This is a genomic window from Lacimicrobium alkaliphilum, assembly GCF_001466725.1.
Taxonomy (GTDB): domain Bacteria; phylum Pseudomonadota; class Gammaproteobacteria; order Enterobacterales; family Alteromonadaceae; genus Lacimicrobium; species Lacimicrobium alkaliphilum_B.
The window spans coordinates 4,160,536-4,178,341 of the sequence record NZ_CP013650.1 but is presented as its reverse complement, the minus strand read 5'-3'; the positions used below and the strand labels follow the sequence as shown (position 1 = coordinate 4,178,341).

General features: G+C 52.0%; 20 protein-coding genes and 1 pseudogene. 9 read left to right on the top strand and 12 right to left on the bottom strand.

Features of this window, described 5'->3' with window-relative positions; genetic code table 11:
• Window positions 1-129: 129 nt before the first annotated feature.
• Window positions 130-450, top strand: coding sequence for a hypothetical protein (locus AT746_RS18605; RefSeq protein WP_062483485.1), 321 nt, complete (start codon window positions 130-132; stop codon window positions 448-450).
• Window positions 451-459: 9 nt separating this feature from the next.
• The gene (locus AT746_RS18600) at window positions 460-1,386 is read left to right on the top strand and encodes a putative metalloprotease CJM1_0395 family protein (RefSeq protein WP_420480320.1); all 927 of its coding nucleotides are present in this window, start codon (window positions 460-462) and stop codon (window positions 1,384-1,386) included.
• A 27-nt stretch (window positions 1,387-1,413) separates the two neighbouring features.
• Here AT746_RS18600 and AT746_RS18595 read toward each other — a convergent pair whose 3' ends face one another.
• From AT746_RS18595 to fkpA, 3 genes are all read right to left on the bottom strand, one after another.
• A complete protein-coding gene (locus AT746_RS18595; RefSeq protein WP_062483483.1) occupies window positions 1,414-3,726 on the bottom strand; it encodes a Tex family protein in 2,313 nt (770 codons plus the stop codon).
• A 120-nt stretch (window positions 3,727-3,846) separates the two neighbouring features.
• Window positions 3,847-4,323, bottom strand: a complete 477-nt coding sequence (gene greB, locus AT746_RS18590; RefSeq protein ID WP_062483480.1) for a transcription elongation factor GreB — start codon at window positions 4,321-4,323, stop codon at window positions 3,847-3,849.
• 357 nt (window positions 4,324-4,680) lie between these two features.
• Complete coding sequence (gene fkpA / locus AT746_RS18585; protein ID WP_062483479.1) at window positions 4,681-5,412, bottom strand: FKBP-type peptidyl-prolyl cis-trans isomerase; 732 nt, start codon at window positions 5,410-5,412, stop codon at window positions 4,681-4,683.
• Window positions 5,413-5,533: 121 nt separating this feature from the next.
• Here fkpA and AT746_RS18580 point away from each other — a divergent pair, with 121 nt between their 5' ends.
• Both AT746_RS18580 and AT746_RS18575 read left to right on the top strand, forming a co-directional pair.
• Window positions 5,534-6,502, top strand: coding sequence for a WD40 repeat domain-containing protein (locus AT746_RS18580; protein ID WP_062483477.1), 969 nt, complete (start codon window positions 5,534-5,536; stop codon window positions 6,500-6,502).
• A 23-nt stretch (window positions 6,503-6,525) separates the two neighbouring features.
• Window positions 6,526-6,741: a SlyX family protein gene (locus AT746_RS18575; protein WP_062483475.1), complete on the top strand. Its 216-nt coding sequence runs from the start codon at window positions 6,526-6,528 to the stop codon at window positions 6,739-6,741.
• A gap of 225 nt (window positions 6,742-6,966) precedes the next feature.
• On the opposite strand, the gene AT746_RS18570 is transcribed toward AT746_RS18575, so the two are convergent.
• A complete protein-coding gene (locus AT746_RS18570) occupies window positions 6,967-7,170 on the bottom strand; it encodes a YheV family putative zinc ribbon protein (protein ID WP_062483473.1) in 204 nt (67 codons plus the stop codon).
• A 63-nt stretch (window positions 7,171-7,233) separates the two neighbouring features.
• Between AT746_RS18570 and AT746_RS18565 the strand changes: the two genes are divergently transcribed.
• From AT746_RS18565 to AT746_RS18550, 4 genes are all read left to right on the top strand, one after another.
• Window positions 7,234-9,150 (top strand): ATP-binding cassette domain-containing protein, encoded by a 1,917-nt coding sequence (locus AT746_RS18565; protein ID WP_062483471.1) that lies wholly within the window; start codon window positions 7,234-7,236, stop codon window positions 9,148-9,150.
• Window positions 9,131-9,574: a TIGR02444 family protein gene (locus AT746_RS18560; protein ID WP_062483469.1), complete on the top strand. Its 444-nt coding sequence runs from the start codon at window positions 9,131-9,133 to the stop codon at window positions 9,572-9,574. Before AT746_RS18565 ends, AT746_RS18560 begins: the two co-directional genes overlap by 20 nt.
• Window positions 9,575-9,844: 270 nt before the next feature.
• Complete coding sequence (locus AT746_RS18555) at window positions 9,845-10,852, top strand: hydrolase (protein WP_231730977.1); 1,008 nt, start codon at window positions 9,845-9,847, stop codon at window positions 10,850-10,852.
• On the top strand, window positions 10,849-11,070 hold the full coding sequence (locus tag AT746_RS18550; protein WP_062483464.1) for a YheU family protein: 222 nt from the start codon (window positions 10,849-10,851) through the stop codon (window positions 11,068-11,070). The genes AT746_RS18555 and AT746_RS18550 overlap by 4 nt, the downstream gene beginning before the upstream one ends.
• Here AT746_RS18550 and AT746_RS18545 read toward each other — a convergent pair.
• From AT746_RS18545 to nudE, 3 genes and pseudogenes are all read right to left on the bottom strand, one after another.
• Window positions 11,067-11,627 (bottom strand): YceI family protein, encoded by a 561-nt coding sequence (locus AT746_RS18545; protein WP_062483462.1) that lies wholly within the window; start codon window positions 11,625-11,627, stop codon window positions 11,067-11,069. The genes AT746_RS18550 and AT746_RS18545 overlap by 4 nt on opposite strands.
• Window positions 11,614-12,461 (bottom strand): annotated as a pseudogene (gene cysQ, locus AT746_RS18540) (3'(2'),5'-bisphosphate nucleotidase CysQ). The gene AT746_RS18545 and the pseudogene cysQ overlap by 14 nt, the downstream one beginning before the upstream one ends.
• A complete protein-coding gene (gene nudE / locus AT746_RS18535) occupies window positions 12,462-13,028 on the bottom strand; it encodes an ADP compounds hydrolase NudE (protein WP_062483460.1) in 567 nt (188 codons plus the stop codon).
• 62 nt (window positions 13,029-13,090) lie between these two features.
• Here nudE and yrfG point away from each other — a divergent pair, with 62 nt between their 5' ends.
• Window positions 13,091-13,771, top strand: a complete 681-nt coding sequence (gene yrfG / locus AT746_RS18530) for a GMP/IMP nucleotidase (RefSeq protein WP_062483458.1) — start codon at window positions 13,091-13,093, stop codon at window positions 13,769-13,771.
• A 14-nt stretch (window positions 13,772-13,785) separates the two neighbouring features.
• Here the strand turns inward: yrfG and AT746_RS18525 are convergent, their stop codons facing one another.
• The 5 genes from AT746_RS18525 to gspJ are packed head-to-tail and all read right to left on the bottom strand — an operon-like array spanning window position 13,786 to window position 17,796.
• Window positions 13,786-14,532 (bottom strand): type II secretion system protein N, encoded by a 747-nt coding sequence (locus tag AT746_RS18525; RefSeq protein WP_231730976.1) that lies wholly within the window; start codon window positions 14,530-14,532, stop codon window positions 13,786-13,788.
• Complete coding sequence (gene gspM, locus AT746_RS18520; protein WP_062483457.1) at window positions 14,529-15,008, bottom strand: type II secretion system protein GspM; 480 nt, start codon at window positions 15,006-15,008, stop codon at window positions 14,529-14,531. The genes AT746_RS18525 and gspM overlap by 4 nt, the downstream gene beginning before the upstream one ends.
• A 1-nt stretch (window position 15,009) precedes the next feature.
• The gene (gene gspL, locus AT746_RS18515) at window positions 15,010-16,206 is read right to left on the bottom strand and encodes a type II secretion system protein GspL (protein ID WP_062483455.1); all 1,197 of its coding nucleotides are present in this window, start codon (window positions 16,204-16,206) and stop codon (window positions 15,010-15,012) included.
• Complete coding sequence (gene gspK / locus AT746_RS18510) at window positions 16,206-17,177, bottom strand: type II secretion system minor pseudopilin GspK (RefSeq protein WP_062483453.1); 972 nt, start codon at window positions 17,175-17,177, stop codon at window positions 16,206-16,208. Before gspK ends, gspL begins: the two co-directional genes overlap by 1 nt.
• A complete protein-coding gene (gspJ, locus tag AT746_RS18505; RefSeq protein WP_062484399.1) occupies window positions 17,164-17,796 on the bottom strand; it encodes a type II secretion system minor pseudopilin GspJ in 633 nt (210 codons plus the stop codon). Before gspJ ends, gspK begins: the two co-directional genes overlap by 14 nt.
• Window positions 17,797-17,806: the final 10 nt, after the last annotated feature.

Below are 17,806 nucleotides of genomic sequence, written 5' to 3'. Positions count from 1 at the left end.
TCAAAAATTTGCCTTGCCTGCGCGCTTTTTGAACTCTCGCTGGTGTTGTTTATTTAAACTATATGGCGCTCTAGTACTTCCAATTCGCCCCCATTTGGTTAATAATTAACCATGAGGTGAGGTAGAATTATGTCTGTACAATTTGACGGCAATATCAACTCGGCGATCCTGTCTGGCATGCTGGGTGTGCAGCGGGCATCGGATGGTATTACACAGCATTCGGTTAGTCTTGCGCAGCAGCAGGCGCAACTGCGCACGCCTGAAGAAGTGCTGGAGGGTGCCGCCAGGCAACAGCTGGGTATGGCGAACAAGCTTTTGCCCTCGGGTGGTGACAGTATGACCTCAGATCTTGTTGGTCTTACCCTCAACCTGCGTAACGCCCAGGCAAGCAGTAAAGTACTGGAAGTGGTGAAAGACACCGTTGGTACTTTATTAGATGAAAAGGCCTGATCAGCCATGCTGAATATTACTGCACCGGCCATGACAGCCTATCCGCTGAATACCTCGAACATGAATACCGAGGCGGCGCGGCGTGATAATGTGCTGCGTGAAACGGTGCCTCAGGTCAGTAATGCTGAAGAGTCGGCTGCAGAATCCGGGCTTGGCTCAGAGTCTGATCGGGTAAAAAAACCCGGCCAACCCCCACAACCCCTTACTTATGACAGATCCGGAATGGCGGGTCAGGCTAATAATGCCCTGAATAAAGATAATGGTGAGGATCCCAGTGCCGGTAAGCAGGATGCCAGGAGCCGTCAGGAACAGCAGCAGGAAGCCTCAGAGCAAAAAGAAGTTGAAGAGCTTAAAGAGCGGGATAAAGAAGTGCGTACCCATGAGCAGGCGCATGCCTCGGTGGGTGGTCAGTATGCAGGTTCTCCCAGTTACGAATTTGAAACAGGTCCCGATGGACAGCGCTACGCAATAGGTGGAGAGGTTTCCATTGATGTGTCCAGAGAGCCGGAACCTGAAGAAACCTTACGTAAGATGCAGCAGGTAAGGGCGGCAGCCCTGGCGCCGGCAGAACCTTCACCGCAGGATCTGCGGGTGGCTTCCGAAGCCCAGCAGAAAGCAGCAGAAGCACGTCAGCAGATGGCTGAAGAGCGTGCAGAAGCCCTTGGCTCAAGAGTCAGCAATATCAGCGGCAGCGACAATGCTATTGCCGAGCCCCCTGAACTAGAGGATATTGTCTCTGGCAGTGATATATCGCCGCCGACACGCAAACTCAGAGAAGGCGATCCTGTGGCGGAAGCCGCAGGCCTGGAATCAGACAGTAGCGAGTTCCGCCGCGCCAACCGCGATCTGGAGATAGATGCCAGAGCGCTGCGCATTGCCAGTTTCTACCAGCAAATCGACCAGCCGAGACAATCAGGCCTGCAACAAAGCGCCTGATATTCCCGTTCCTGCCAGTACTTAATCTCAGGATTTCTTCGCTTTAGCAAAGGCCTCGGCCATCGCGCTGTTAGCCGGTGGCGGCGCGCTGCGCGGGGCTGACTGACGATTCTTGTTGGGTTTGTCGCGGTTCGTCTGTTTCCGCTGTTCCTGCGGTTTAGCGGTCTTGCCGGGCTCATCTTTTAAGCGCATGCTGAAGGAAATACGTTTGCGCTCGGCATCCACTTCCATCACTTTCACTTTGACGATATCACCCGCCTTGACCACTTCTCTGGGGTCGGAAATAAACTTATCGGTCATGGCAGAGATATGTACCAGGCCATCCTGATGCACACCAACGTCCACAAAGGCACCGAAGTTGGCCACATTGCTGACCACCCCTTCGAGGATCATGCCGGCTTTAAGATCCTTGATCGTTTCCACGCCATCCTTAAAGGTGGCCGTCTTAAATTCCGGACGGGGATCGCGGCCGGGTTTATCCAGTTCGGCCAGAATATCGGTAACCGTAGGCAGACCAAACTGATCATCGGCATAGTCTGAGGCCTTTAATGTGCGCAATACATCTGTGTTACCGATTATAGAGGGTACGTCTGTACTGAGTTGGTTGCAGATCTTCTCCACTAACTTATAGGCTTCGGGATGCACGGCTGAGGCATCCAGCGGATTATCACCGTTACGAATACGTAAAAAGCCGGCTGCCTGCTCAAACGCTTTGGGACCGAGCCGGTCAACTTTAAGTAACTGCTTTCGGCTTACGAATGCCCCTTCGGCATCCCGCTGCTGAACGATATTCTGTGCCAGCGTGCGATTGAGGCCGGATACATAGCTCAGCAGTGCAGAAGAGGCGGTGTTCACATCCACACCCACGGCGTTAACACAATCCTCCACTACCGCATCCAGAGACTTACCCAACAGGCTCTGACTGACATCATGCTGGTACTGGCCTACACCTATGGCCTTGGGTTCGATTTTTACCAGTTCAGCCAGTGGATCCTGTAACCGGCGGGCGATGGAAACGGCGCCGCGCAGAGATACATCCATGCCGGGTAATTCTGCCGAGGCGAGCTCAGAAGCTGAGTAAACCGAAGCGCCGGCCTCGCTGACCATGATCTTGCTGATCTTCATCTCTGGCAGAGCTTTGACCACTTCAGCAGCCAGTTTGTCGGTTTCCCGCGAGCCGGTGCCGTTACCGATGCTGATCAGATTGACTTTATATTGCTGGCACAGATTGATCAGAGTGCGTAGTCCTTTATCCCATTGATTTTGCGGTGCATGGGGGAAAATAGTACTGGTGTTGAGTACCTTACCCGTGGCATCCACAATCGCGATTTTCACACCGGTACGCAGCGCCGGATCCAGCCCCATGGTGACTTTGTCACCAGCCGGTGCCGCCATCAGCAGATCATGCAGATTCTTAGCAAACACGCTGATGGCTTCACGCTCGGCACGCTCCCGCAGGGCACCGAACAGCTCTGTTTCCATATGCAGCTGAATCTTTACCCGCCAGGTCCATTGCACTACAGATTTGAGCCAGGCATCGGCAGGGCGTTTCTTGTCCGTAATATTCAGGTGTTCAGCAATAATGACTTCGCAATATGAGCTTTTGTCTGCTTCTTCATTTGCCGGATCGGCCACCATAGTGACTCTCAGCACACCTTCGTTACGGCCTCTGAACATGGCCAATGCGCGATGAGAGGGCACTTTGTGCAGCGCTTCGCTGTGGTCGAAATAGTCTTTGTATTTTGCACCGTCTTTTTCTTTGCCTTCCACCAGGGTACTGCGAATATGGGCCTGTTTGCTCAGGTGCTGGCGAATTTTTTGCAACAATCCGGCATCTTCGGCAAAGCGTTCGATCAGGATATAACGGGCACCTTCCAGCGCGGCCTTCGTATCAGCAATGCCATTATCGGCACTGATATACTCAGCGGCGGCGTTGTCCGGATCCTGCTGCGGGTTATTTAGCAGCGTATCGGCAAGAGGTTCCAATCCGGCTTCGATGGCGATCTGGCCTTTGGTGCGTCGCTTTGGTTTAAATGGCAGATAGAGATCTTCAAGCTCAGTCTTGTTATCCGCTGCGCGGATTTTTTGCTCCAGCTCGGGGTTGAGCTTGTCTTGTTCCTGAATCGACTTGAGGATAACCTGGCGTCTGTCTTCCAGTTCACGCAAGTAGCCAAGCCGCTGTTCCAGCGTGCGCAACTGACTGTCATCCAGTCCTTCTGTGGCTTCTTTACGGTAGCGGGCGATAAAGGGCACTGTAGCGCCGTCATCCAGCAGAGTGACAGCGGCCTGAATCTGTTTGGGAGTAGCGGAGAGTTCGCTGGCAATTTTTTCAATGATCATGGTATGCCCTGATGGCGTGAATGGATAAAAGAATGCAAGCAGCCTTTATAAGGGCTACGTCGTTAAATTTCTACCTTCGGCTGATAAAAAGGCTGCTGATAAGAACATAAGCGGCCAAAACTATTCCTGCTCATAGTAAACCCGGTTGACGAACCACTGTTTTTTTCCTGTGGGTGTATTGACCCAGACCTCTTCGTCAGCCTGTTTTTTCAGTAGCGCCCGGGCCATGGGGGAGTCGATGGAAATATAGTCTTTGCGGGCATAGATTTCGTCCGGCCCGACAATACGCAAAGTCATTGTTTCACCCTGCTCATTTTCTATTTCTACCCAGGCACCGAAGAACACCCTGCCTTTTTGTTGCTCTGAATAGTCAACGATCTGTATCGACTCCAGTCGTTTACGCAGATAGCGAACACGACGGTCGATCTCCCGCAGCAGCTTTTTATTGTACTGATAGTCAGCGTTTTCACTGCGATCACCGAGGCTGGCAGCCCAGCTCACCTTTTTGGTGACTTCCGGGCGCTTTTGTCGCCATAAATGATCAAGTTCCTGTTTTAGCTGATTAAAGCCCTGTCGTGTAATCAGGTTTGTTTTCATCTCATAACCAGTGGTAAAAATAACGGCCTTGTATATGACAAAAATGTTTCAAAATTGACGCGCAAATACAAGGGGATCTTCTACACTAAATAGTGCGGACGCAATAACATCGGGGAGCAGCCCGATAGGCGTTTCCAGCGGAGCAACAGGCTTTGGCTATCGGGCCTGTTTGCAATCAACTTATCATTGAACGTGTGGAAAGATAGTCATCAAATCGACAGTGTTCAGAACCGGTTAAATCCGGAAATAATCACCCGTATAACGGGTTTTGTAATGAGCGGACCCAAGGTTCAGCAGGGAAACAGCTGATAACAGAAAAGCACCGGGCACAGACAGTGCCCGGTTTTTTTATGTGAGCTATTTCGTATTGTCTTCGATATCCATTAACTCAACTTCAAAGATTAACGTAGAGTTAGGTGTGATTTTGCCAGTGGAACGCTCGCCATAGGCCAGCTCGGAAGGAATATAGAACTTATACTTGGAGCCCACATTCATCAGCTGTACCCCTTCGGTCCAGCCCGAGATGACTCTGTTGAGCGGGAATACTGCTGGCTCATTACGATCATAAGAGGAATCGAACTTGGTGCCATCCAGCAGGGTACCCAGATAATGCACTTTAACGGTGTCTTCGGCACTGGGTTTGGGGCCGTCACCCTGCTCCAGCACTTCATATTGTAAACCGGACTCGGTGACCGTTACCTCTTCACGAGCAGCATTCTCTTCTAAAAAGGCCTGGCCCTCAGCCAGATTCTTCTCACTCTGTTGTTCAGCCATAGCCTGTTGTTTTTCATTTACCTGGCTGTCGAGAGCTGTCAGAACCTTCTGGATTTCCTCCTGGGTCATCCTGGACTCTGCAGTCAGGGCATCGGTGAAGCCTTTGATAACCAGTTCACGGTCAAGTTGTACTTCAACCTGTTCCTGAGAATCCAGTTTCTGGTCAATAAACTGCCCGACAGATACGCCGAGGCCATAGGCTTGTTGTTGCTCAGTATTTTCCAGCTTCACTTCTTCGGGTTTACTCTGCTCTGGCTGGCAGGCGCTAAGACCAAGGCCTGCAAGCACCAGTGTTGCGATGGCGGTTTTTTTCATATACTTCTCCATATTGTTGTAAGCTGGCAGCTAGACTGCGCAGTAATTCATTTGTTCCGGAAGCCGTTGTCAGCGCTTATACTAAACCGGCACGCACAAAAGCGAAACCTAAAAGGATGCCATGGGATATTTGTGGTCCGTAATTCTGTCACTATTGATGTTATCAGCCTGTTCTGTTCCTGGTAGCACGCCCATTCAGACCTTTGCTTTTGCGCCCGGAGGGGCACTGGCAGCGACCCTGTCAGTGGATGGCAAGCTGGCTGTGGTGTCCACAGTGGAAAATGGCATTGAAGTCTGGGACACAGAGAATAACAGCCTGCGATATCAATGGCGTCACCAGGGCGAGGGCAATAACCTGGTTGCCACTATCGCCATCTCTGCTGACTCAGAGTTTGTGGCCACGGCAGATCATGACGCATTTGCGCTCTGGAGCATGGCCAGCGGCGATCCAGTAGGCTTCTGGCGTATCGATGAATCCCGTATCCGTGATATTGCTGTTTCAGAGGGCGGCAACGCCATCCTGGTGGGGCGCAGTAATGGTCAGGTGATGTATTTTGAGCCACAAACGGGCAGAAGACTGGAGTTTCTCGGTCATCAGGAGAAGATCAACACAGTGGCGTTATCACCAAACGGTCGTTATGCACTGACCGGCAGCAGTGATTATATTGCCTACTTATGGGATACCCGCAGCGGCCAGGTGGTATACAGCTTTTCTCATCCCAGCCGGGTTACCAAAGTGGCACTGGATCGAAAAGGAAGGCTGGCCTTTACCGCTGACAGTAAAAACAATGCCAGAGTCTGGGACCTGACCACAGGCGAGCAGATAAGCCAACTGAGTTATCTGCAACGCCAGAAAATTTTCTCTGCCGCCAGGTTTTCTGATGATGGTAAGTATTTGCTAACTGGTTCTCCGGGAAGAGCGCTAAATTTGTGGAGTACCCAGACTGGTGAAGAAATAGAGGACTGGTGGGTGGCACCCAGGGCGGGTCGCCAGCCACAAAGTGCGGTGGTCTACGATGTTGCCTTTTTGCCTGATAACAGGGTATTGTCCGCCAGCAGCAGCGGCCTGGCTGAAATCTGGGGTTACTGAACCAATTAATTGAAGTGAGACTTATGCCCAACCCGTTAGAACAGGATATTGAAGCGCTACAGACCAAAGTGGCTTATCAGGAAGATATTATTGAGACACTCAGCAATGCGTTGGCAGACCAACAGCAGCAACTGGATAAGCTGACCTTTAAGATGAACCATGTGGTCAACAAGCTTAAGGATCTGCAGCCTTCCAATATTGCCAGCCAGGAAGAAGAAACCCCGCCACCCCATTATTGATACAGAATTCGTGGTCGCCCGAAAAAGAAATTTCACCACAGAGCCACAGAGGGCACAGAGAAGGGCAATATCATGTAGGGTCCAATTTATTGGACTGCTCCGGAATATTTGTCGAATGAATTCCATCCTTAGTTTCGCGAGACAATACATCCATGTATCCGTTTTCGACACTACAACTCCTGCGTCTTAGCGCCTCTGCGAGAGATAGTTTTTGTGGTGCCACTATCAGGGCTTAAAAACCCCAATCACATTTTCGCTGCTGCGGGTGGCGGCTTCTACTTTGTCATCGGGCTTTGCCTTGCTGTAGCCGCAACTGACACACTCCACATGCTCAACATTGTGCTGCATAAAAACCATCAGGGTGTCCATGGCCTGACATTCAGGGCAAACGGCCCCGGCGATAAAGCGTTTGCGGGTTTTTTCTGACATGGTAATTAGCTGTTTGAATAGAAATGTTATGATACCCGCCCTTGAAGTAAGAGCCAACTCGATATGATCCAGATATCCGAACTCAGTCTGATGCGGGGCGCCAAGGCGTTATTGGAAAACGCCAACGCCAGCATTTATCCCGGTCACAAGGTAGGCCTTGTGGGCCCTAATGGCTGTGGTAAATCCAGCTTGTTTGCTCTGCTCAGAGGCCAGTTGCAGGCCGACACCGGTATCTGTGAGGTGCCCAGGCAATGGCAGATTGCGACGGTAGCGCAGGAAACGCCAGCCACCTCACGCCCGGCGCTGGATTATGTGATTGACGGTGATCAGCGCCTCAGACAGATTCAGGCAGAATTAGCGAAGGCAGAGCAGGCCCATCAGGGAGAACGGATGGCCACCCTGCATCAGCAGCTGGAGCAGGCCGGGGGGTATCAGGTGGAGGCCAGAGCGGCCACCATTCTGGCCGGGCTGGGGTTTTCCCAACAGCAAATCAGTGAGCCGGTAAGCCATTTTTCCGGTGGCTGGCGGATGCGCCTGAATCTGGCCCAGGCGCTTTTATGCCAGTCAGATCTGATGCTGCTGGATGAGCCCACCAACCACCTGGATCTGGATGCGGTTATCTGGCTGGAACGCTTCCTTGTTCGTTACCCGGGCACATTGATCCTGATATCCCATGACAAAGCCTTTCTGGATGCGACCGTGGATGAAATTATCGCCATCGAGCAGCAACAGCTGATCAGCTATAAAGGCAATTATTCGGCCTTCGAGCTGCAGCGGGCCGAGCGCTTGCGCCTGCAGGATCTGCAATATCGCAAGCAACAGCAACAGGCCGCTCATCTGCAGTCCTTTATAGACCGTTTCCGGGCCAAGGCCAGCAAAGCCAAACAGGCGCAGAGTCGTATCAAGCAACTGGAAAAAATGGAGAAGCTGGCACCGGCCCATTATCAAAGCGGCTTTTCTTTTGAATTTTTTCATCCGCCTAAGTTACCTAATCCGCTGGTGTCCATGGAGCAGGTGCAGGTGGGGTATGCCGATAAGGTGATATTGCAGCATCTGCAGCTGAATCTGGTGCCTGGCAGCCGCATCGGCTTGCTGGGGCGAAACGGCGCCGGTAAATCCACCCTGATCAAATTACTGGCCGAAGAGCTTAAGCCTCTGGCGGGTAAATATCAGACCTCGGCAGGCTTACGTATAGGCTATTTCGCCCAGCATCAGCTGGAATATCTGCATATGGATGATTCCCCCTTGCAGCATCTGCAGCGGCTGGATAACAAGGCCACCGAACAGTCATTACGTGATTTTCTGGGTGGTTTTGGTTTTCATGGTGACGCCGCACTGGGCAAAGTGGCGCCCATGTCAGGGGGAGAGAAAGCCAGATTAGTGCTGGCGTTGCTGGTTTATCAGAAGCCCAATATGTTGTTGCTGGATGAGCCCACCAACCACCTGGATCTGGATATGCGCCACGCGCTGAATATCGCCCTGCAAGGGTTCGAAGGCGCGATGGTACTGGTATCCCATGATCGCTTTTTGCTTGAGGCGGTCTGTGATGAATTCTATCTGGTGGACAACGCCGAAGTGCAGCCCTTTAACGGCGATTTACAGGATTATCGCCAGTGGCTGATCAATCAGACTGCTACTGATGCGGCCCGGGACAAACCAGAGGCTAAACCCAAACCCGACCGTAAGGTGGTCAAGCGGCTGGAGGCCGAGTTCCGGCAAAAAACTCAGCCACTGCGCAAGGCCCTGAGTCGTCAGGAAGGGGAAATGGATAAGCTGCATGCCAGATTACAGGATATTGAACAGCAAATGCTGGATACCCGCCTGTATGAGGAGCAGCACAAGCAGGAACTGAAAACCCTGCTGGATGAGCAGGCCCAGCTTAAACAGGCGCTGGAAGAAACAGAAGCGCAGTGGCTGGAAGATCAGGAAAAACTCGAGCAGATGCAGCAGGAGTTTGAGTATGACACTCAGTGCCAGTGATTTCTGGGACTTCAGTCTGAAGGTTTATCCTGACTGGCAGCAGACCCTGTTGTTGTTGCAGGATGACTACGATCTGAATATTAATCTGCTGTTGTTTTGTCTTTACCTTGAGCAGCGAAATCAAAGGCTGAGTGCTCAGCAGATGGCAACTCTTATGCAGAACTGTGAGCAGACCAGGCCTCTGTTGATGTCGCTGCGTGAGGTCCGCCGGGCCGCCAAAGGGGTAAATCAGCAGGCTTATTCACAGCTTAAACAGGCAGAGCTTGAACTGGAAAAACAGCAGCAACAGGCGCTTATACGCGCGGCTAATTCGATGCAATTTTCAGAGGTGCAGGGTAAAGGTAACCTCCAGAGTTATGTGGAGCTAAAACAGTTGACCGACTCAGAGGCATTACAGAAATTGCTTAACAAGCTGGTTTATTGACCAGCATCAAACCTTTTCTTCTCATGCAGCGCTATGCTCAACCTGAGCGAATCAATGAGGAGTGAATCATGTTAGCGCTTATTCTGAACGATCCTGTGGTGTGGGGTGCTCTGCTTGGTCTTGGCGTCACAGTGGCGATATGTCTTTACTACCTGTATCTGTTTATACACAACACCAACCAGCATTAATCGAGTTGCTATAACAGGCTTGTGATCTGGCTGTAGCTGTAGTCCAATCTGCAACATTATCCAGTTTGCAGCGAGTACATCAGTGAACAAGGCCCCCTTTGGCCAGATTACCGAAAGCGAGTTCTCACCTCCCTGGTGGGCACTTAACCGCCATATTCAGACTCTGTGGCCGAGATTTATCCAGCGCAGAACGCCTGTTGATCTGCGCTGGGAGCAACTCGACCTGCCCGATGGTGACTTTGTGGAACTGGCCTGGACACCGCAGCAACCTGATCCCAAAGGGCTGGTGGTGTGCTTTCATGGCCTTGAGGGCTCGGTACGTTCTCATTATGCCAATGACATGGCGGCCTTTTTACATAAGATGGGCTGGCAGACGGTGGTCATGCATTTCCGCGGGTGCGGCAACCGGCCCAATCTTACGCCCAGAGCTTACCATTCCGGAGATACGGAAGACGCCATGTACCTGCTGGAAAAATTACAGGGCCGCTATCCCCACTTGCATCGTTATGCCGTTGGTTTTTCCCTTGGCGCCAATATGCTGCTGAAGCTGCTCGGTGAGAATATTCGCCAGCGCTGGATTAAAGGGGCAGTGGCGATTTCTCCGCCACTTAAGCTGGCCGAATGTGCGGTCAGTATTGGTCGCGGCTTTTCTCAGGTTTATCAGCGCTACTTACTTAACAGTATGCGCAACAGATTATTAGGCAAGATGCAGCAACTGGATTATTCCGATCTGCTCGACATTGATGCAGAAAAAGTCAGCAGTTTTAAGTGCTTCAGAGATTTTGACCAGTACATCACTGCGCCGCTGCACGGCTTTGACGATGCCGATGACTATTACCAAAAGTGCAGCGCTATCCATTACTTGCGCCATATACAGACGCCAACACTGGTATTACACTCCGCCGATGACCCCTTTATGAACACTAAGGTCATCCCGCGCCCGGATCAGATATCGGCCAATGTCAGGGTGGAACTTAGCCGCAAAGGTGGTCATGTGGGATTTATGCAGGGTACCCCCTGGAAACCGGTGATCTGGACCCATCAGCGGGTTTTATCTTTTTTAAACGAGAACCGGGCGGCACTGGCATGATCATTCCCATCAGTGAAGTACAGCAGGATACGCTGGAGCAGATCATCGAGTCTTTCGTGCTCAGGGAAGGCACAGATTATGGGGAACAGGAAATCAGTCTGGCCGAGAAAGTCGCGCAGGTACATCAGCAGCTAAAACAGGGTGAGGTGCTGCTGGTGTACTCTGAACTGTATGAAACGGTCAATATTGTGCCTAAAGACTTTTACCAGCCGGATTAGTCAGAAAATACCGCATTAAAACTGACCGGTATAATCAGATCAATGCTGTCCAGTCCGGCGATTTCTCTGAGTTTTTTGATGCCATCAGTGAGGCCAAACTCAATCGCGCTGATCAGCACCGGCTCAGCTGTTGTGGCCACAAAACTGCCATTTTCGAGGCGGCTGACCTGCACTTTTAGCGGCAGCGTTTTGGTTTTGGTATTCAGCTCCAGGCTGGCTTTAACATCGAGCAACTGAGTTTCGCCGCTGTTTAAAGACAATACAGAGTCGGGTATCTGTGCGGTAAAATGGGCCTTGGGAAACAGCTTGAACAGATGCTCCTGCATGCGGGTGTCACGAATCTCTATTTTGGTATCCACCGACAACAAATCAATAGTGACCTTAAGCTCACCTTTGTCACTCAGACTACCCTCAAAAGATTTGAAATGGCTTATCTCAGTCACCTGGTTATTTTTGGTAGACAGAAAACTGATGCTGGATTGTTCCTGATCCAACTGCCAGGCCGCGGAAGCGGATGCAGAGAGTAACAGCAGGCTTAATAAACTAATGATTTTCATTTTCGTCCTCTATTTGTTGATGTTGTACCACGTCCCGCCAGTTAACCTGTGGGTCGCCCAGTACGATAAAGTCAGGATTTACCAGAGTGTTACGCATATTGTAGGTCAGGGGTTCAAAGTTGGCGGCGAGTATTGTGCCTCCGGCCTCGGTGACGATGCACTGAGAGGCGCCGGTATCCCACTCCCCGGTTGTACCTATTCTTAGAAACACATCGGCTTTGCCTTCGGCGATAAAACAGGCTTTGAGTGAGCAACTGCCTAATGGCAGGGTCTGATAAACCCGCTTGTCATTCATTTTCGACATGACTTTGTCTCTGGCCTGGCGCCGACTGATGGCAATCACAACCACACCGTCTTTGGGGTCCTCAAGCCGCCTTACACTGATGGGTTTGTCTTCTTTCGGCGTTTCTTTAAATGCCCCCGCCCTTTGCTGGCGTAATACATTGAGTCACCGGCAGGCCAGTAAATCACACCGATAACCGGCTGGTTGTCTTCAATCAGGGCAATATTAATCGCGAAGTCGCCGCTGCGGGCCACAAATTCCTGCGTGCCGTCAATAGGATCGATCAACCAGTAACGTTTCCAGTGGCCGCGGTCTTTAAGCAGGCCATTGTTCTGTTCTTCGGAAATGATGGGGATATCCGGTGATTCACCGCTCAGTAATGTGGTGATAATCTCATTGGCACGGAAATCGGCAGTGGTAACAGGAGAGTCATCGGCTTTTTCGAAGTGTTCGTAATCTTCGGTGTCATACAAGCGCAGGGCCACCCGGCCAGCTTCTCTGGCTGCCTTTTTAGCCAGTTCCAGTAAGCGGATACTTTCCTCTTTCGTCATTTACCTGTTATTCCTCAACCAGCGTTCAACCAGTAACAGGGCGGAAATGCTGCGCGCCTCAGTGAAATCAGGCCGATGCAACAAGCTGTCCAGCTCCTGTACTGGCCAGAGTACCACTTCCAGCGGCTCGGGTTCATCACCGGGCAGTCTTTTTGGGTATAGGTCTTCGGCGATCAGTATGTCCATACTGGCATTAAAAAAGGCCGGCGCCATGCTGATCTTATGCAGTGGGTGCAGTTTATTTGCGCCATAACCCACCTCTTCCATCAGTTCTCTGTTGCCAGCCTGCAGGGCATCCTCGCCGGGATCGATCAGGCCTTTAGGGAAGCCGAGCTGGTAAGAATGGGTGCCGGCAGCATATTCCTGCACCAGCAGCAGGGTGTCGGCATCAAGAAAAGGCACCAGCATTACTGCTCCGCGACCGGAGCCGCGCATGCGCTCAAATTCCCGTCTTGCGCCATTGGAAAATTCCAGATCCAGTCTTTCAATGTGAAACAGCCGACTCTTCGCCACCACTGTTGCATCATGGATCCGGGGCAGAACTTTATCTGTGTCGACTTTACTCATATACCTGGAACGTTAGAATAGGGGTACCTGTGTACCAAGTACTATAACGCTTATAAGAGTCATTGCCTATGCTGGCCTGGAACGAAATCGACACCGTTTTACTGGATATGGATGGCACATTGCTGGATTTGCACTTTGATAATCATTTCTGGCTGGAGTATGTGCCTGCCAGGCTGGCCGAGCGGGACGGACTGGCCCCGGAACAGGCCCGTGACTATATGCGTGCTGAATATGCCAAGGTGGCAGGTACCATTCACTGGTATTGTCTGGATTACTGGGCAGACAAACTGCAAATGGATATCGTCGCCGCCAAGCGCGAAATTCAGCATCTGATCAGCATGCGCGAAGACACCCTGCCTTTTCTTGATGCGCTCAGAGAAACCGGCAGAGAGGTGGTGCTGGTGACGAATGCGCACCCGCAGAGTCTGTCACTGAAGGTGGAGCGCACCCAATTGGATCAGCATATTGATACCCTGATTTCTACCCATGAATTCGGGGTCACCAAGGAGTCACAACTGTTATGGCAGAAATTACAACAACGGCTTGGGTTTGAGTCTGCCAGAACACTGTTTGTGGATGACAGCCTGAGCATATTACATGCGGCAGCAGAGTTTGGTATCGGTCATTTACTGGCGGTGCAAAACCCCGATTCCAAACTGCCTGTGCGTGAGATTGATGAATTTGTGGCGGTTCAGGATTACCGCTATCTACTGGATGATATTCGCCGCTATCCGGTAGTCTGAGCGATATAGTTGCCCTAAAGCCTTATCTGGTAATACCCGTCGCTATCCGGCCGACCAAACAGCCGCGCCGCCTCATGGACTTCCTGGGGTAATTCCTGAGCAGGTTTAAAGCGGCCGCTGACCCGGATATCGAGGGCAGGGGAAATCGTGGCCTGGGCGCTGAGGCCAAAACTGTTGGGCTCTTTAATATTCACCAACACTGATTCAGCCTTGCAGTTAAGGTCGGCATCAAAATTCCCCAGTGCAATGTAGCCCTGAGTACCGGCTACTTCCGCATTCAGCCATTGCCCTTGTCCTTCAAGAGACCGGCATTGCCGGGCATAATCCAGTTCCTGCAATGCCACCTTAAAGCGGCCCCTGGCATTCACCGGCAAGGGCAGAGGCAGTTGTGCAATGATCAAATCTGCCGGTACATAAATATCCAAATTGCTGGCGCCCACTGCACTCATAGACAGGCTGACCTGGCCGTCTAATGACAGCTCATCGGCGTTGCGGATATTGCCCGCCTGCAGGTCCAGAACCGCCTTGCCGGCGAACAGTCCCCAGGGGCTGAGTTGCCACTGTACAGCGCGCACAGGAATGCCCTGGATGCTCATCTGTTCAATCCGCCCTTGCCAGACGGTGCCACTGACATCCTGAATTCTGAGGCTGTCAGGCAGGTCAACCCGCGAAACAAGGTGCTCCGCCGGCAGTTTGGCAATAAGGAAGATAATATAGGCAAGCAGGCCCGCCAGCAGGGCCATTATGGTTTTGCGGTTCATGATTTGCTTAGCTGAAGGCGGCGGATACGGATGTGTCCCGGTGTACTGGTTTCGCTGAAATCTGCGTCCAGAATCACTATGCCCTGACTCTCGATGGCCTCAAGCCAGTTAAGTACCTTGTTAAAGTCAGCTTCGTCCACCCATACCTGTAACTGCTCATTCTGTGGCTGCATGCGGGTGATCATAATGTCATGCTGATTGGCACTCTGGTTAACGGCCTGAGTGAGCGAGCCAGTGAAGCGGCTGGCACTGCCGCCGCTTTGCTTAAGCTGAATAATGCGGTTGGCATTTTGCTGCACCCAACTGAGCAATTCTTTCTGATTTTCGATGGCGGTCCGGTTGCGCTCTACAGACTGGTTCAGCGGCGACCATACCAGCAGGTAAAACAGCAGCATGGCCATAAATGCGGCCACCAGAACCACCAGGCGTTGTTCCCGCTCAGACAGTTGCCTGAATTTTTGCAGTATCGGATTCACCTTAACTCCTTATGGACAATGAGCTGATCACCTGGTTATCGGTGTTATTAATGGCACCCTGTTGCACGCTAAAGCCCTGAGACTCGGCCAGGCGCCGGAATTGCTCCAGGGCTTCGAAGCTTTTCGCTTCTGCCTGCATGCGCAGCTCGGCTCTGCTGCTGTCAAACCTCAGCGTCTGGGGCTTGAGCTGAGTTTGCTCAAAGGCCTGCGCAAGCTGTGCCAGCATTGCCAGCATCGAAGCGCCCGAGCCGCCTTGCTGTAGTTCTTGGAGCTTCTGCTCCATTCTGCTTTTCACATTAGCAGTTCTTGTTATTTCCGGCATGGCCCGTTTAAACTCGGCCCGGATTTGTTGTTCCAGGTGCTCGCGCTCACTGGCCAGTTGCTGAGCCTGAATGCCTTTGTCGATCAGGCTGGTGGTCAGGGCTATACCCGCCAATACCGCCGCCAGCCGCCATTTCTGCCAGCTGCCGCTGGCTTGTTTTCTGGGTTTGAACTCACCCTGCAACAGATTAAAAGAACAGGCCAGCGCACCGCTGGCCAGCACTTTCATGGGCATTTCCAGCTGTTGTGACGAAATGCTGATATTGGGCAGAGACGGCAGCTCAAGGTCTGAATAGTTGGCAATAGTGATGGTTTCCGGTTGCTGTCTGGCATAGTGAGAAACGGCAGAGAGTAACCACTCACTTTCACCCTGTATCCCTTTCCATTTATCCTGACGCAGAAGAAGATGCTCTCCGATCTGTAACAAAGGCCATTCATCTTCCGGTTCTGGCAGGGCAAGAATATCGGGGATCAGCTTATGGCAGCGCAGCCCCGCCTGTTCCAGGTTGGTTAACCAGCTCCGCACTTTTTCCTTTGCCACTACCGCTACCGCCTGTTGATTAGCCTGGCGCGGGCCAATGGCAAATAACTGGCTGTCGATATCGGTACTGAGTTCATCCTCGAGCATAAAGGGAATGGCTGCGACCACTTTACGGCCTGCTCTGGCCGGCAGTGTGACCCACTGCAGCAAAATATCACTGGTAGGTGCCAGTGCCGTAACCGGGCGATCGGCGGCCCTTTCCTTAAGGCTGTGCAGATGGCTGGCATCGGCCAGCTCTCCTGAGGCGATAATCTCTTCTTCAGAAGTGGAGTAGACCAGCCACTGGATGGGGTCGAGTGGGGTTGATCCTAACCGGATTATCAGTTGTTCGCTCATCAGAACCCTCCAAACTCGCGATAGGTCACGGCTACACTATTGTCGTCGTTCACCTTCAATACGGATTTCATGCTGAAGCTGGCGTCATTGTAACTGGCTTTGCTGTGCAACATAAAATAATCCGTGCTCACATCAAACCATTCCCGCTGTGTATCATTCAGCTCCAGCGCGGTAATTTCCGGCAAGGCCAGAAAATCGGCCACCTCTTCGAAGCCATCAGGCTTGCGCGAGGCAATAATGCCTTCGACATCCTGCAGGCTGATACCATTGCCCAGCAACGCGTGCAGTACCGGCGCCTGCTCTTGTTTGATCGTATTGACGTTAAGCTTAAAGTTACTGTCGTTAGGTAGTACACAGACCCAATCCAGCAGTTTGGTTAACCATTCACGGTTGGCCCCATGCACCATGCGCAGTTCTGACACATCCACCATCAGGTTGTTGGCGGGCAGGTAAGGGGGCAGTTTGGCCTCATAATCGCTGTCCTCTGCACCAAAGGGCCGGATGCGGTCGTCTGTGTCCAGCCAGTCAAGTACAGAATCACTGAATACATCGGCCTCGTAAGAGGGGATTTCGAGACTGTCGGCTTGTAACAGGCGCTTAAAGGCTTCGGCCAGAGGGTCAGGGGTATTGGCCTTTTCCTGTGACTGCAGCGCGTTAATATTAAAGCAGCTTTGCAGATCCGTAAGGCGCACTTGCAGCTCGCCGCCGGGCAGCGGAAAGCGAATATCTTCTTCAGCCCAGGGCTGCTCTAAGTGAATCACGCCATTTGCTTCTTCGAGTAACTGAGTAATAGCTTTGCGGGCATACTGCTCGGCGCCCATGGCGTACCACTGGGCCTGATTATTGTCTTTGATGTTAATCGCGCGGGAGGCCTGTAATTGCAACTTGCTGCCCATCTGGGTGGCAATGATGCTGACAAAGGCCACAATCAGCAGCACCAGCAACAGGGCAACACCTTTATTCCGCTGCATTGTCACTGCCTGTGTTGGTAAGAAGAAATTCCCGCCGGATCAGCCCAAAGTGCTGACTCTGGATCTCGACGGCGATGGCCCGGGGTAACACGGTACCCTGGTAGCTGTCATTCCATTCAATCTGTCTGGATTGCTGAGTACGACTGACCACAAACTGCACCTGAAAATCTTCGATATCACTGAGCAGGGTTTTAACTTTCGGCTCAAAACCGATGATATTGTCCGGATAATTACCATATAACCTTTGCAGCTTGCCGTCATACAACCGATAGCCTACTGCCTGCAAGGTACTGCGGGGCAGCATAAGTTGCGGGTTGTGCCAGCCGCTGCGCACCAGCGCCAGGCCATCGGCGCTGCTTTCCAGCAGATTGGCACCGCCCTGCAAGACCTGGTCACTGGCTTCACCATTGATTCTTACCGGGCGCGCAGCGGCCTGCATTAAGTCCCGCTCCAGAAACAGCATGGCCCGTTGCAGAGCCTGTAATTCAGCAGAGCGCTCGGTTGAGATCTCATCACTGTCCAGCACCGTCATCAGTACACCATGAGAGGCCAGGCCGATCATGCTGAAGATGGCCATGGCGATCAGAATCTCCAGCAAGGTGAAGGCTCTGGCGAACATGATATGACCC